We start from the raw sequence: 14,707 nt of genomic DNA, 5'->3' as shown, positions 1-14,707 counted from the left end.
CAGACCGAATGACCATGAGCCTCACTGCCGCACAGCACAACCAACTGCTCGCAGAACTCGATGAAGCCCGCCGCGAGGCCGAGCGTTATCGCCTGCTGGTGGAGCAGTCCACCGACATGATCTCGCGCCACACGCCCACCAGCGAGTGGACCTACGTGGATGTGAGCCCCGCCGTGGAACGGCTGCTGGGGTACAAGGCCTCGCAGATCATCGGCACGCCAGGTTACGACCTGTTCCACCCCGATGATGCCGACAACCTGGTAAAACGTGCCGAATCGGTGAGTTATCGCGGCGGCCTCTATACCAATGTGTATCGCTATCGCCACAGGGACGGTCATTACGTCTGGCTCGAGACCACCAGCCGCACCATTCGCGACGACAGCGGCGAACCGATGGAGATCATCTGCGTATCCCGCGATGTCACCCAGCGTGAACAGGCCCAGCGCGCCACCCGCCGTCTGGCCCGGGTGGTGGAATCCAGCTCCGACATGATCATGTTCTGTGCGCCCGACAACCTGCAGCTCACGTACCTGAACGAAGCCGCCTCCAGCACCCTGGGCAGCGGCCCGGACGGCACCATTGCCTTGAACCTGCGTGAGCTGTTTGATGAAACCACCTACAGCACCCTGTTGCTGGCGGGCCTGGAACACGCCGCGCAGCATGGCTGCTGGTATGGCAGCATTGCACTGCAGCTGCCCGCCGGCAAGGATTCACGCATTGCCGAGGTGCGCGAGATCATCGCCCACCGCAACCATGTCGACAACCGCCGCGTCGAGTATTACTCGATCATCGGCCGCGATATTACCCACAAGCGCAAGGCCGAGGATGCCGCCAGGCGCCAGCAACTGGAGCTCGCCCACATGTCGCGCCTGCTGTCGGTGGGCGAAATGGCGACGGGGCTGGCCCATGAGATCAACCAGCCGCTGGCGGCCATCCTGAACTACTGTCGCGGCACCCTGCGCCGATCCGAAGACGGCGGGGAGCTCAGCCTCGACCAGGCCTTGCAGGCCATGCAGCTGATCGCGGGACAGGCGAAACGCGCCGCCGAAATCATCAAGCGCATTCGCAGTTATGTGAAACGCACCGAATACCAGCGTGTCGCGTTTTCCATCAACGACAGTTGCCAGGACGTAACGGGCTTTCTGCGCCAGGAAGCGCGGGATAACCAGATCGAGTTTCGCTTTGATCTTGACCCGACCGATCCGCAGCTGACCGCGGATCGCATTCAGATCGAGCAGGTGCTGCTAAACCTGGTTCGCAATGCCATCGAGGCCTACAGCGATTGTGAGCAGGCCTGGCGAACGGTTACCATTGGCAGCCGCTGTGACCAGGGGCATATCGAGGTCGCCATTACCGATTGTGCCCGGGGGGTGAGTGCGGAGGCACTGGGTCAGCTGTTCGATGCCTTTTTTACGTCCAAGCCCAGCGGGCTTGGCATGGGCCTGGCCATCTCCAGAACCATTATTGAAAGCCATGGCGGCCAGCTGTGGGCCCAGAGCGATGGCCACAGCGGCACGGTGTTTCGCTTTCGGTTGCCGCTTGGCCAGCACCCGGATCAATGGCCCTGACCCTGCGACAGGACAGCGGCCCCCTATTTCACTTTTCAGGATGAGCTATGAAGACTCCACCGGACGGGACGGTATTTATCGTGGATGACGACGATGATTTCCGCGCCTCCATGCAGTGGCTGCTTGAGTCAGACGGTCTGCGCGTAACCAGCTTCAACTCTGCCCAGGCCTTTCTGGATGGCTTTGATGGCAGCCCCGGCTGCATGCTGCTGGATGTGCGCATGCCCGATATAAGCGGCCTGGCACTGCAGCAAATGCTGCAGGAACAGGGCATTGCGCTGCCAATCATCGTGCTCAGTGGCCACGGTGACATTCCCATGGCCGTCACCGCCATCAAGAACGGCGCGATGGATTTTCTCGAAAAGCCGTTCGACGATGCCCTGCTGCTGCACCGCGTCAAGCTCGGGCTGCGCCATGCCGGCGAGCTGCAACAGCACAGGCAGGAACAGGAACAGACCCGCAGCCGCTACGACAGCCTGAGCCGGCGGGAAAAGGAAGTCATGGCGCTGGTGGTGACCGGGCGCGCCAACCGCGAAATCGCCGAGGACCTGGGAATCAGCCCCAAGACCGTGGAAGTGCATCGTTCAAGGGTCATGGCCAAGATGCAGGCGCAGAGCCTGCCAGAGCTCGTGACCCTGGCAGCAACGCTGGATATGAGCACCTGAATACCCGGCGGCCCTGCCTACAGGCGGGCCACAAACTCGACGATGGCCGTGAGGCTCTGCTGTGGCGCTTCGAGGTGCGGTATATGGCCGCAGTCCGGTATCAGCAGCGGCTGGGCACGCGGACCAATCCCGGCGCAGATATCGCTCACCTGCTCCGGCACGCCGTATTGGTCATCCACACCCTGCATGATCAGCGCCTGGCAGCGGATATCGCTCAGCCAGGGGCTGAGATCAAAGGTGGCATAGGCAGGCCGGGCCCAGGTTTCGTGCCAGGCACGAAACAGCAGATCGGTGCGCTCGCCATGATAGCGCGCCAGGCGGGCCGGCAGGTCGCTGCCAGGCGCGTGGTAACGCGCCACCGCTTCGCCAATGCCCGCCAGGGTCAGGTGGTCGATATAGATATGCGCCGCCATGGTGACCAGCCCAAGCACCCGCTCGCCCAGTACCGCGGCACCCACCAGCGCGATAGAGCCGCCATCGCTGTGTCCCACCAGAATGACCGGGCCCGTGATAGCGGCGCTATCCAGTATCCGCGCTAACCAGTCGCGCCCCTCCTGTTCCAGATAGTCGCCGGGGCGCGGCAGCGCAATCGGGGTTGAACCGCCATAGCCCCGACGCTCGTACACGAATACATCACAACCGGTCCTTGCCGCCAGTTGCTGCGGCACATCCTTCCACATCGCAATACAGCCCAGAGCCTCGTGCAACAGCACCAGGGTCGGGACGGGCGTTGCCGTCACGCCATGGCGGCCATGCAGGGCACGGATACGCACATCCGGCGCCGGCTCCAGCTCAACGGTGGTCCATTCAAGCATCTGGTTTCATCCTATCTTTGGCAGCCCTGCCCGAGCCTGCGTTTCTATTGCGGAATGGCATAGGTCAGGGTGGCGTGCGCCACCGGATCGGTTCCCGCGCGAGCAGCATCGGCACCAGAATACAGATAAACCTCACCCACCCCCAGCATTCTGCCCACCTTGAGCATGCGGGCATCCGCGATCAGGTCGGCGCCTGCCAGGGGCTTGCGCAGGAAATTGATATTAAGGTTGCTGGTCACGGCCAGCGGCACGGGCCCTATGCGGGTCAGCAAGGCGGCATAGACCGCCACATCGGCCAGCCCCATCATGGCCGGCCCCGACACCGAGCCCCCCGGGCGCAGGTGCTGGGCGGATACCGCAAGGCGCATCACCGCCGTGCCTGGCCCCACGGACTCCAGCGCACCGTATTGTTCCCCCTGGGGAAAGTGTTCGGCCAGAAAATCATTTAACTGCTGCAGGTCCAGTACCGGCATCGATTCCTCCTTGTGGGCTAAACGCCGGGCGCACCGGGCGCCCGCGAGATAGGTGGTGACAGCCGCTACGGCGCCGCGCTTTCTTCGCGCGCCTGATTGCGCAGCACAAAACGCTGAATCTTGCCGCTGGGCGTCTTGGGCAGGGCTTCGATAAACTCGATTTCCCGCGGGAAGGCATGGGTTGAAAGGCGCGAGCGTACCAGCTGCTTGAGCTCGTCGGCCAGTGCTGGCGAGGCCTCGTACTGGGACCTGAGCACCACATAGGCCTTGATGATGGCGCCGCGCTTTAGGTCCGGCTTGCCCACCACGGCACTCTCCGCCACCGACGGGTGCTCCAGCAGGGTGCTCTCGACATCGGCAGGCCCCACCCGGTAACCGGCGGTGGTAATGATGTCGTCATCACGCCCGGTAAAGGAGTAACTGCCATCGCCATGGCTGATGACGACATCGCCGGTGAGGTAATAACGCCCATGGAAGGGGTTCTTTTCACCCCAGGTGTAACCCTGGAAGAAAAACAGCGGCGAAGCGGCGGTATCCACGGCCAGCTGGCCAATCTCGCCTTCGCCGATTTCGTTGCACTCCGTATCCAGTGCCACCACCCGGTGCCCCGGCATCGAAAAGCCCATGGAGCCGACCCGCACCTGATGCTCCAGCTTGTGGTGGTTGCAGCAGGTCATGCCGGTCTCGGTCTGGCCGTAATGGTCCATGACCGGGCACCCCAGGCGGCGTTTCACCCAGCCGATCACCTCCGGGTTAAGCGCCTCCCCGGCACTGCTGGCCAGGCGCAGCCCGAGCGCCTCGCCCGTGCCCTCGTCATTGGCCATTAGCAGACGGTAGGCCGTGGGTGCCGCCGCCAGGTTGGTGATGCGGTACTTGCGCAGCATCTCGTAGGTGCTGTCGGCGGTAAAGCCGTTCTCGTTGAAATGGGTAGCATTACCCAGCAGCAGCGGCCCGACGACCGCATAGTAAAGCCCGTAGGCCCAGCCGGGGTCTGCCACGTTCCAGTAACGATCCTGCGGTTCCAGGCCAACGGCATGGCGCATATAGACATAGAAGGACAACAGTGCCCGGGCCGGCACCGCAACCCCCTTGGCCTTGCCGACGGTGCCCGAGGTGAACATCTGCAAAAAGGGCTCATCCGCACCAATGCGTACCGGCGCGAACTGATCCGACTGCGCCGCAAGCTCAGTGTCAAAATCCGCATCATCAGAGGCCGCCGAGTCGCCTCCGACCCGCAGTATCGGCGGACAGCCTTTGATCGTATCAAGCTTGCTGCGATTGGCACTGTCCGTCACCACCAGCCTTGTGCCGGCACGCTCCAGCCGGTACTCGATGGCACCCGAGCCAAAGGCGGTAAACAGCGGCTGGTAAACGGCGCCCGCACGCAATGTTCCCAGAATGACCACCAGCAGCTCCGGCGTTCGGGGCAACAGGCCCGCCACCCGGTCCCCCTTGCCGATCCCCTGGGCGCTGAGGTAGTTGGCAAAGCGGGCCGCCTTGCCCTGCAGTTCGGCAAAACTGTGTTCGCTCGCGGGCCTGTCCGCGCCTTCGTAGAACAGCGCCGTGCGGTCCTCGTCGGCCCAGCGGTCGCAGATTTCCTCACAGACATTGAAACCCGTTGCCAGATCGCCGACCAGGTGCTGCTCCACCTCTGCCGGCGTGAATTCAGCGTTAAATGCTGCATACGCATGAGTGCTCATTGTGCCCTGCCTCGATTGTTAGTGTTGTCAGGCCGCCCATCTCGAACCCCGGAATCGCGTTCGACCCATGAACAGAAATAAGGGATTTCCCGTATTAATAACATCGACTTTACGTTCACGTAAACCAAAACTCGCAAAAAATCTGTCGCTGCGCTCACCGGGGCGCGCCCATACGCTTACGAATATTCGGGTTTTAAGGTAACCTGTGCCAGAGCGTATCTAAGGACTGCAGGATGAACGTTAAACTGAGCCGCGACCAGTGGATCAACGAAGCTTTTACGGTACTGGCCGAAGGCGGGGTCGACAGTATCAAGATCGAGGGGCTGGCCAAACGCCTGCGCGTCACCAAGGGCGGTTTCTACTGGCACTTTCGCAATCGCGACGAACTACTGCAGAACATGCTGGAGCAATGGCGCCTGCGCCGTATCGAGATCATTCATGAGCAGACCCGGGATGAAGAGCACGCCGCCGATACTCTGAAATACCTGATACGACTCTACACCGACAACGCCAACCCCCGCGGCAATGCCATCGAACTGGCGGTACGCGGCTGGGCCCGCGTGGACACCCAGGCGGCCCTCGCGGTACAGTCGGTGGACGAAGAACGCCTGAAATGCGTGTCCAGCCTCTTTGGCAAGCTGAAGCTGTCGCCGGAGGAGGCCTATGCCCGCGCTTACCTGTTCTATGCCTTCGTGTTCGGCCAGAGCCTGCTGAACGACCAGAGCTGCAGCCTGGACCCCAAAAAAATCAAGCAACACTGCACCCGCTTCCTGATCGAAGACTGACGCCTTTCGGCGTACAGAAAAAAAGGGGCAAGGGACAAGCAGAGGCAAGGTTCAAGGCTCAAGGGAGAGCAGGCCACGTAGCTTGGAATGAGTTTACGAATTCCGGGAAAGGAGCGAAGCGAGTTTCGAGAATGAGCCTGCGAATTCCGGGAAGCAGGGTAAAGCCCGCGGCGTTGAAGCAGGGAGAGTGTAAAAAAATCTGTGTAAGTGGCATTCTTCCAACCTGTTGAAAGGACAACAGAATGCCTATATCAGACACCCTTATAGATCAGTTGCTGGAAGGCTGCTCCAGCCCTGAAGATATCCTCGGCGAGTCCGGCCTTCTCAGGCAGCTCACCAAAAAAGTGGCCGAGCGAGCCTTGGAGGCCGAGATGGAAAGTCATCTCGGTTATGCAAAACACGACACAGCCGGTAAAAATACCGGCAATTCCCGCAACGGCAAGAATCGTAAGTCAGTCCGTTCCATTCACGGTGATATCGACCTGGATGTACCGCGAGACCGCAACGGCACCTTTGAGCCCCAGCTGGTTAAAAAAGGCGAGAAGCAGCTACAGGGCTTCGATGACCGGATCGTGTCGTTGTACGCCCGAGGCATGACCACCCGTGATATCCAGGCCCACTTTCAAGAAACCTACGGCGTCGAGGTCTCGCCAACCTTTATCTCCCAGGTGACGAATGCCGTGATGGATGAAGTGAATGCCTGGCAAAATCGGCCACTGGATACGGTCTACCCCATCGTCTATCTCGATGCCTTGGCGGTTCGCAGCCGCGAGTCCGGCATGGTTCAGAACAGGTCGGTTTATCTGGCGTTAGGCATCAACATGGACGGTGAGAAAGAACTGCTAGGCCTATGGATGGCGCAGACAGAGGGTGCCAAGTTCTGGCTGTCAGTGGTCACCGAGCTCAAGAACCGCGGTGTGCAGGATATCCTGATCGCCTGCGTCGATGGTCTGAAGGGGTTCCCAGAAGCCATTGAAGCCGTGTACCCCAAGACCCAGGTCCAGCTGTGTATCGTGCACCAGGTACGTTATTCGTTGCGTTACGTAAGCTGGAAACAACGTAAGGAGGTGGCTGCCGACCTGCGCACTATTTACGGCGCAGTGACACTCTCCGCAGCCGAGACTGCGCTGGACGCCTTCGCGGCCAAGTGGGACGAAGAGCACCCAACGATCAGCCGTTCCTGGCGAGCAAACTGGGAACGCCTGTGCGTGTTCTTCGATTACCCGCCACAGATCCGCAAGGTGATTTACACCACCAACGCGATCGAGTCCCTCAACGCCTCGTTGCGCAAAGTGACCAAGACTCGCCGCTCATTCCCGACCGACAAATCGGTGATGAAAGTGCTCTATCTGGCGTTGCACCACATCTCAAAGAAGTGGACGATGCCGATCAGGGACTGGAAACAGGCGATGAGTCAGTTCATCATCATTTTCGGTGATCGACTCTCACTGTGATATACCGCTACTTACACAGAAAAATTTACAGTCTCGAAGCAGGCAATCTAACGCACCCGCTTCCACACCACATCCCCTCTCGTCACTTCAACCTGCTTCTGCCTGCACTTTTCCTTTCACCTTGCCCCTCGCCCCTCTTCCCTCGCCCCTGATTTTACCTTGCCATCGCCCCCAAAAACTTCGCTGCGGAGCGCAGCTCCTACGGACGTTACCTTCGCTCCCTTTCACCTTGAACCTTGCACCTGCAGTCCTGTTCCTTGCTCCTTTGGCCTTTCCCTTGCTCTCTGCCCCTTGCCACCCGTCATTGGTCTACCCTTATAGCCAGGCATCCAATTCAAAAATACGCACCCGTATTGACTCAACCCAAAAACAAACATACGATTGCGTATAGTTAATTTTCAGGCGGGTTATCCGCATCGAATATTCCTGCACTGCGAGGGCTGGTAACAATGATTTCTCAATACTCCGAGCTGAATTTTGGTCTGGGCGAAACTCTGGACATGCTGCGCGAACAGATAAATGCCTTCGCGGCCAAGGAAATCGCCCCGCTGGCCGAAGAAACCGACCAGAAGAACGAATTCCCCAACCAGCTGTGGCGCAAGTTTGGTGACATGGGCCTGCTGGGCATCACGGTCAAGGAAGAATACGGCGGTGTCGACATGGGCTACCTGGCCCACGTCATTGCCATGGAAGAAATCAGCCGGGCATCCGCATCCATCGGCCTGTCCTACGGTGCTCACTCCAACCTCTGTGTGAACCAGATTCACCGCAACGGCAGCGAGGAACAGAAGCAGCAGTACCTGCCCAAACTGATCAGCGGCGAGCACATCGGCGCCCTGGCGATGTCAGAACCCAACGCCGGCTCCGATGTGGTGTCCATGAAACTCACGGCCCGCGACAATGGCGACCATTTCGTGCTCAATGGCAACAAGATGTGGATCACCAACGGACCCGATGCCCATGTGTACGTGGTCTATGCCAAAACCGACCATGCCAAGGGCCCTCACGGCATTACCGCCTTTATCATCGAACGCGATTTCCCCGGTTTCTCCCGTGCCCAGAAGCTCGACAAGCTCGGCATGCGCGGCTCCAACACCTGTGAGCTGGTGTTCCAGGACTGCATCGTGCCCAAGGAAAACATCCTCGGTCAGCTTAACGGCGGCGTGAAGGTACTGATGAGCGGGCTGGACTACGAGCGCCTGGTGCTCTCCGGTGGTCCGCTGGGCATCATGCAGGCGGCTCTGGATGTGGTCGTGCCCTATATCCGCGAACGCAGCCAGTTCGGCCAGGCCATCGGCGAGTTCCAGCTGGTGCAGGGCAAGGTGGCCGACATGTACACCCTGATGAATGCTGCCAAATCCTACGTTTACATGGTGGCCCTGGCCGCCCAGCGCGGCGAGACCAGCCGCAAGGACGCCGCCGGTGCGATTCTGTACTCGGCGGAAAACGCCACCAAACTGGCACTGGATGCCATTCAGCTGCTCGGTGGCAACGGCTACATCAACGAATTCTCCACCGGGCGACTGCTGCGCGACGCCAAGCTGTACGAGATCGGCGCCGGCACCTCCGAGATCCGTCGCATGCTGATCGGCCGCGAGCTGTTCCTTAACAAGTAAGCAACCCTGCCGATTTTGAGGATTCAGCCATGACCCAGTTACAGTCCAGGATTAACCCGCGCAGCGACGAGTACCGCCAGAAGTACGATGCCATGGCCAGGGCCGTGGGCGACCTGCGCGAAAAAGTCGCCACCGTCGAACAGGGCGGCGGCCCCGCCTACCAGGCCCGCCATACCGCCCGGGGCAAACTGCTGCCACGCGAGCGCATCAACCGCCTGCTGGATGAAGGCTCGGCCTTTATCGAGCTGTCGCAGCTGGCGGCCTACCAGGTGTATGAACAGGATGTGCCAGCCGCCGGCATTATCACGGGCATTGGCCGGGTGTGCGGCCTTGAATGCATGATCATCGCCAACGATGCCACCGTTAAGGGCGGCACCTACTTCCCGCTGACGGTTAAAAAGCACCTGCGCGCCCAGGAAATTGCCGAGCAGAACCACCTGCCCTGCATCTACCTGGTGGACTCTGGCGGTGCCAACCTGCCACAGCAGGACGAAGTCTTTCCGGACCGGGATCACTTCGGCCGCATCTTCTACAACCAGGCGCGCATGTCCGCCAAGGGCATCGCCCAGATCGCCGTCGTCATGGGGCTTTGCACCGCGGGTGGCGCCTATGTCCCCGCCATGGCGGACGAATCCATTATCGTGCGCAATCAGGGCACCATCTTCCTGGCGGGCCCGCCGCTGGTGAAAGCCGCCACCGGTGAAGAAGTCTCCGCCGAGGACCTTGGCGGTGCCGATGTGCACTGCCGGGTTTCAGGCGTGGCGGATCACTATGCCGAGAACGATGTACATGCGCTGCAGATCGCCCGCAGCTGCATCGCCAACCTGAACCGCAGCAAACCGATGACGCTCGCCATCAAGCCGGTCACGAGCCCGTTGTACGACAGCGAAGAGCTGTACGGCATCGTGGGCACCGACCTGAAAAAGCCGTTCGATGTGCGCGATGTCATTGCTCGCCTGGTGGACGGCTCCGAGTTCGACGAATTCAAGCAGCTCTACGGTACGACCCTGGTCACCGGCTTTGCGCATATTCACGGCTACCCGGTGGGTATCGTCGCCAACAACGGCATCCTGTTTGCGGAGTCCGCCCAGAAAGGCGCTCATTTCATCGAGCTGTGCTGCCAGCGCAAGATCCCGCTGCTGTTCCTGCAGAACATCACCGGCTTCATGGTGGGCCGCAAGTACGAAGCCGAAGGCATCGCCAAGCACGGCGCCAAGATGGTGACCGCCGTGGCCTGCGCCGATGTGCCCAAGCTCACGGTACTGATCGGCGGCAGCTTTGGCGCCGGCAACTACGGCATGTGTGGCCGCGCCTACAGCCCCAATTTTCTGTGGATGTGGCCCAATGCCCGCATCTCCGTGATGGGCGGCGAACAGGCCGCCGGCGTTCTGGCGACCGTCAAGCGCGACGGCCTGCAGCGCGATGGCAAGGACTGGTCCGCCGAGGACGAGAAAGCCTTCAAGCAGCCCATTGCCGACAAGTACGAGGCCCAGGGCCACCCCTACTACGCCAGTGCCCGCCTGTGGGACGATGGCGTGATCGACCCCGCCCAGACCCGGGACGTGATCGGCATGGGATTGTCGGCGGCCCTGAACAAGCCCGTCAGTGACAGCAAGTTCGGCGTCTTTCGGATGTAATCCAGCGGATGTAACGGGATCTAACGGAGAAGCCCATGAGCGATCAAACAACAGTTCTGCTGGACATTCAGCCCGATGGCGTCGCCCGCCTGACGCTGAACCGGCCCGAGATTCACAATGCGTTCGACGATGCCATTATCCAGTGCCTGACCGAACACCTGGTCGCGCTGGATGCAAACCCGGCGGTACGGGTGCTGGTACTGGCGTCCAGTGGCAAGAATTTTTCCGCCGGTGCGGATTTCAACTGGATGCAGCGCATGGCCGCCAACAGCCATGCCGACAACCTGCAGGATGCCCTGGGCCTGGCGGGCCTGATGTCGACGCTGAATGCGTTCAGCAAGCCCACCATCGCCCTGATACAGGGTGCCGCCTACGGTGGCGCCGTGGGCCTGGCGGCCTGCTGCGATATCGTTGTCGCCACCCGGGCCAGCCGCTTCTGCCTGTCCGAAGTACGCATCGGCCTGACGCCTGCCACCATCAGCCCCTACGTGGTACGTGCCATTGGCGAGCGCCAGGCACGGCGCTACTTTCAAACGGCCGAGGCGTTCAGTGCCGAGCAGGCACAGCAGTTTGGCCTGGTGCACGAGGTGGTAGAGGATAACGCGGCACTGGATACGGCCTGCGACACCCTGGTGCAGGCCCTGCGCCGCAACGGCCCCCGTGCCATGCAGGCGGCCAAGGAACTGGTGTTCGCGGTGAGCCACAAACCCATCGACAGCGCCCTGATCAACGATACCGCCCGGCGTATCGCCGATATCCGCGTCAGCGAAGAAGGCCAGGAGGGACTCAGCGCCTTCCTGCAAAAGCGCACGCCGAACTGGATCGAGGACTAAAAGAATGCTTAACAAGATACTGATTGCCAACCGTGGTGACTGCATACGCAGCGTTGCAGCGGCGCAGCCATTTCGCATGGGTTGCGCAGCAGCTGCAGGCGATCTCGACACGGAGACCTGCCATGTTCAGTAAAATATTGATCGCCAACCGTGGTGACTGCATGCGCAGCGTTGCAGCGGCGCAGCCATTTCGCATGGGCTGCGCAGCAGCTGCAGGCGATCTCGACACGGAGACCTGCCATGTTCAGTAAAATATTAATCGCGAACCGTGGCGAGATCGCCTGCCGGGTCATCAAGACCGCCCATCGCCTTGGCATTCGCTGCGTCGCGGTCTATTCCGAGGCCGACAGCAACGCCCGCCATGTCGCCATGGCGGACGAGGCCTTTCTGCTCGGCCCCGCCCCCAGCAGCGAAAGTTACCTGCGCAGCGATCGCATCATCGAGATTGCCCTGGCCTGTGGTGCCCAGGCTATTCACCCGGGCTACGGTTTCCTGTCCGAGAACACCGGTTTTGCCCAGGCCTGCGAAGACAACGGCATCGCCTTTATCGGCCCACCGGCGTCAGCCATTGCCGCCATGGGGTCCAAGTCCGCCGCCAAGGCCATCATGCAGGATGCCGGCGTACCCCTGGTACCCGGCTACCACGGCGACGACCAGACACCTGCGCTGCTCAAGCAGGAAGCCGAAAAGTGCGGCTTTCCGCTGCTGCTCAAGGCCGTTGCCGGCGGCGGTGGCAAGGGCATGCGCGTGGTCGAATCCCTGGGCGAGTTTGACGAAGCCCTGGCATCGGCCTGCCGCGAGGCCAAGAACGCTTTCGGCAACCCGGACATGCTGATCGAGCGCTACCTGACACAGCCGCGCCACGTCGAGATCCAGGTATTCTGCGACAGCCAGGGCAATGGCGTGTATCTCGCCGAACGCGACTGTTCGGTGCAGCGCCGGCACCAGAAGGTTATCGAGGAAGCACCCGCGCCGGGGCTGTCCGACGCCACCCGCAAGGCCATGGGCGAAGCCGCCGTACTGGCCGCCCAGGCGATCGACTATGTCGGTGCCGGTACCGTGGAATTTCTCTACGACGTCGACGGCTCCTTCTTCTTTATGGAAATGAACACCCGCCTGCAGGTGGAGCACCCGGTCACCGAGATGATTACCGGCCAGGATCTGGTGCAGTGGCAGCTGCAGATCGCCGCCGGCGAGCCACTGCCGTTGCAGCAGCATGAAGTCAGCATCAACGGCCATGCCTTTGAAGCCCGCATCTATGCAGAAGACCCGGACAATGACTTTCTGCCGGCCACCGGACGCCTGAGTTACCTGCGCACCCCCACCGAGTCGGAGCATGTGCGCGTCGATACCGGCGTAATCGAAGGTGACGAGGTCAGCGTCTATTACGACCCGATGATCGCCAAGCTGATCGTCTGGGACGACGACCGTGAACGCGCACTGGCGCGTCTGGCCAAGGCGCTGGGCGACTACCGCATCGGCGGCATCAAGACCAACGTGCGCTTTTTGCGCAACCTCGCCCTGGCGGCACCGTTCCGGGCGGCGGAGCTGGACACCGGCTTTATCGACAAGCACCAGGCACTGCTGTTTCCAGCCGCCAAACTGGATCCCCAGGAATGCCTGCTGATGGCCGCCTGCTTCTTTTTGCAAAGCGACAAGGCGGGCCTGGCTGCGGCCAGTGACCCTTACTCACCCTTCGGCCGCCAGACCAGCTGGCGCCTTAATTCCAGCTTTGCCCGGCCCATGCAACTGGTTCACGGCGAGCAGCAGCATGACCTGCGTATCCTGGAGCAGGATCAGGGCTACGACATCAGCCTGGATGGCGCGCGCTACAGCGTCAGCGCCACACTGAATGGCGATACGCTGGATGTCATCATCAACGGCCACCGCCGTACCGTCTATGGATACCGCGATGAGACGCGACTCACCCTGATGGACCAGGGCGAGCAATTTGCCTGCCAGCTGCACGTCGAGACCTTCGGCGCAGCGGATCACCAGGGTGATGCCTCCCTCGCCGCCCCGATGAACGGCGCCGTGGTGGCTGTGCTGGTCGAACCCGGCCAGGCCGTCAGCAAGGGCGACACCCTGGTGGTGATGGAAGCCATGAAGATGGAGCACAGTATTCGCGCCCCCCGGGACGGCATTGTCAGCGCAGTCTACTTTGCCGAGGGCGAGCTGGTATCCGACGGTGCCGAACTGGTGGCGCTGGACGCGCAAGCCGATTCCAAGACAAAGGAGGCATCCTGATGGCATTGCCAAGCAAGGTGCGCCTGGTGGAGGTTGGCCCACGGGACGGACTGCAGAACGAAGCTGGGCAGATCAGCACCGCAGTCAAGATCGAACTGGTGGCGCGCCTGGGCGCCGCCGGCATCCGCCATATCGAAGCGGCCAGTTTCGTCTCCCCCAAGTGGGTGCCGCAAATGGCGGACGCCCGCGAGGTCATGGCCGGCATAGAACGCCGCGACGGCGTGATCTACGCCGCCCTGACCCCCAACCTGAAGGGCTTTGAAGGCGCCCTGGCAAGCGGTGTGGATGAGGTGGCGGTCTTCACTGCCGCCTCCGAAGCCTTCACCCAGAAGAACATCAACTGCTCCATAGCCGAAAGCCTAAGCCGTTTTACGCCGGTGATCGAAGCCGCCAAGGCCAATGGCATCCGTGTGCGCGGCTATGTGTCCACGGTGCTGGGCTGTCCCTATGCCGGCGACATCGCGCCGGCCCAGGTGGCGGCCGTGTCCCGCGAGCTGCTGGACATGGGCTGCTTTGAGATATCGCTGGGCGATACCATCGGCACCGGCACGCCGGTCAAAGCCAAGCGCATGCTCGCAGCCGTGGCCCGCGAGGTACCCATCCAGCAGCTGGCGGCACACTTTCACGACACCTATGGCCAGGCGCTGGCGAACCTCTATGCGGTGCTGGAAGAGGGTCTGGCGGTGGTGGATGCATCCGTGGCAGGGCTGGGCGGTTGCCCCTACGCCCGCGGTGCCTCGGGCAATGTCGCCAGCGAAGATGTGATCTACCTGCTGCAGGGGCTGGGTATCGAGACCGGTGTCGATCTGGAGCTGCTGGCCCGGACCGGCAACTGGATCAGCGCCGAGCTGGGCCGCAGCAACGGCTCCAAGGTCGGCCAGGCCCTGGCGTGCAGCAGCTAGAAGCTTCAGCGA

13 protein-coding genes are annotated in these 14,707 nt (G+C 61.5%); 10 read left to right on the top strand and 3 right to left on the bottom strand.

All coding sequences use genetic code 11. From position 1 onward, the window contains the following. Positions 1-14: 14 nt before the first annotated feature. Both KDW95_RS03620 and KDW95_RS03615 read left to right on the top strand, forming a co-directional pair. Positions 15-1,568, top strand: a complete 1,554-nt coding sequence (locus KDW95_RS03620) for a PAS domain-containing sensor histidine kinase (RefSeq protein WP_255854905.1) — start codon at positions 15-17, stop codon at positions 1,566-1,568. Positions 1,569-1,615: 47 nt separating this feature from the next. Beyond that, entirely contained in the window at positions 1,616-2,233 is a 618-nt protein-coding gene (locus tag KDW95_RS03615; RefSeq protein WP_255854904.1) for a response regulator transcription factor, read from the top strand. 17 nt (positions 2,234-2,250) lie between these two features. On the opposite strand, the gene KDW95_RS03610 is transcribed toward KDW95_RS03615, so the two are convergent. The 3 genes from KDW95_RS03610 to KDW95_RS03600 form a co-directional block, all read right to left on the bottom strand. Then, on the bottom strand, positions 2,251-3,048 hold the full coding sequence (locus tag KDW95_RS03610) for an alpha/beta fold hydrolase (protein WP_255854903.1): 798 nt from the start codon (positions 3,046-3,048) through the stop codon (positions 2,251-2,253). 44 nt (positions 3,049-3,092) lie between these two features. After that, positions 3,093-3,521 carry a PaaI family thioesterase gene (locus KDW95_RS03605; RefSeq protein WP_255854902.1) on the bottom strand — a complete coding sequence of 143 codons (429 nt, stop codon included), beginning with the start codon at positions 3,519-3,521 and terminating at the stop codon, positions 3,093-3,095. 65 nt (positions 3,522-3,586) lie between these two features. After that, positions 3,587-5,221 (bottom strand): AMP-binding protein, encoded by a 1,635-nt coding sequence (locus tag KDW95_RS03600; protein WP_255854901.1) that lies wholly within the window; start codon positions 5,219-5,221, stop codon positions 3,587-3,589. Positions 5,222-5,454: 233 nt separating this feature from the next. On the opposite strand from KDW95_RS03600, the gene KDW95_RS03595 reads away from it, so the two are divergent. The 8 genes from KDW95_RS03595 to KDW95_RS03560 all read left to right on the top strand — a co-directional run bounded on the left by KDW95_RS03595 (position 5,455) and on the right by KDW95_RS03560 (position 14,695). Further along, positions 5,455-6,006, top strand: a complete 552-nt coding sequence (locus tag KDW95_RS03595; protein WP_255854900.1) for a TetR/AcrR family transcriptional regulator — start codon at positions 5,455-5,457, stop codon at positions 6,004-6,006. A gap of 242 nt (positions 6,007-6,248) precedes the next feature. Further along, complete coding sequence (locus KDW95_RS03590; RefSeq protein WP_255853987.1) at positions 6,249-7,460, top strand: IS256 family transposase; 1,212 nt, start codon at positions 6,249-6,251, stop codon at positions 7,458-7,460. 449 nt (positions 7,461-7,909) lie between these two features. Further along, entirely contained in the window at positions 7,910-9,076 is a 1,167-nt protein-coding gene (locus KDW95_RS03585; protein ID WP_255854899.1) for an isovaleryl-CoA dehydrogenase, read from the top strand. 29 nt (positions 9,077-9,105) lie between these two features. Then, the gene (locus KDW95_RS03580; RefSeq protein ID WP_255854898.1) at positions 9,106-10,713 is read left to right on the top strand and encodes a carboxyl transferase domain-containing protein; all 1,608 of its coding nucleotides are present in this window, start codon (positions 9,106-9,108) and stop codon (positions 10,711-10,713) included. 35 nt (positions 10,714-10,748) lie between these two features. After that, positions 10,749-11,546, top strand: coding sequence for an enoyl-CoA hydratase/isomerase family protein (locus KDW95_RS03575; protein ID WP_255854897.1), 798 nt, complete (start codon positions 10,749-10,751; stop codon positions 11,544-11,546). 122 nt (positions 11,547-11,668) lie between these two features. Beyond that, a complete protein-coding gene (locus tag KDW95_RS03570) occupies positions 11,669-11,797 on the top strand; it encodes a hypothetical protein (RefSeq protein ID WP_255854896.1) in 129 nt (42 codons plus the stop codon). Beyond that, on the top strand, positions 11,787-13,793 hold the full coding sequence (locus KDW95_RS03565; RefSeq protein WP_255854895.1) for an acetyl-CoA carboxylase biotin carboxylase subunit: 2,007 nt from the start codon (positions 11,787-11,789) through the stop codon (positions 13,791-13,793). The genes KDW95_RS03570 and KDW95_RS03565 overlap by 11 nt, the downstream gene beginning before the upstream one ends. Beyond that, on the top strand, positions 13,793-14,695 hold the full coding sequence (locus tag KDW95_RS03560) for a hydroxymethylglutaryl-CoA lyase (protein ID WP_255854894.1): 903 nt from the start codon (positions 13,793-13,795) through the stop codon (positions 14,693-14,695). The genes KDW95_RS03565 and KDW95_RS03560 overlap by 1 nt, the downstream gene beginning before the upstream one ends. The last annotated feature ends 12 nt before the right edge of the window (positions 14,696-14,707 follow it).

The sequence above is a fragment of the Marinobacterium rhizophilum genome, assembly GCF_024397915.1.
Classification (GTDB): domain Bacteria; phylum Pseudomonadota; class Gammaproteobacteria; order Pseudomonadales; family Balneatricaceae; genus Marinobacterium_A; species Marinobacterium_A rhizophilum_A.
The sequence above is the reverse complement of the archived record's forward strand: the minus strand, read 5'-3'. Positions and strand labels throughout refer to the sequence as shown.